Genomic DNA, 517 nt, shown 5'->3' with positions numbered 1-517 from the left:
GCCTTTTATTTCCTTATAACGTCATAATGTTCGTATCATTAGAAACGATAGTTCATGCCCCAGGCAAACTCGCGGCCGCGTTCGTAGAAGGGCACGCGTCCGTTGCCGTCGGGGAAGCGTTGGCTGTGCGAACGGTATTGCTTGTTGCCGATGTTGTTGACGGCGAAGTTGACGTTCAGGTTGTCTTTTTTCAGCGGCTGCCAGTTGGCGTAGATGTCGTGTACGCCGTAACCGGCTTTTTTGCCGTGTATCGTGCCTTGTCCGCGGGCGACGTCGGTGTATTTCACGCTTTGGGCGTAGCGACCGCGCCAGCCAATTTCGAGTTTGTGGTTTTCAAACTGATAAGACAGGCCGGTCAGCCATTGGCGGCCGGTGTTCCAGAAGGTGAACGAGCTTTCGTGGTCTTCCGCTTGGATCGGGCTTTCGCCGTAGTACATTTCGCCGTTCAGACGCGGTTTGACGTAGGATACGCCGGCGCGCGCGGTCAGGCCGCCCCAGCGGTAGGATGCGTCAAGTT

At 56.1% G+C, this 517-nt stretch carries 1 pseudogene; it reads right to left on the bottom strand.

The features are described from left to right. Positions 1-38: 38 nt before the first annotated feature. A pseudogene (locus ACTHUM_RS18660) lies at positions 39-517 on the bottom strand (TonB-dependent receptor); the annotation flags it as partial.

This window comes from Neisseria sp. P0021.S006 (assembly GCF_051956895.1).
The sequence above is the reverse complement of the archived record's forward strand: the minus strand, read 5'-3'. Positions and strand labels throughout refer to the sequence as shown.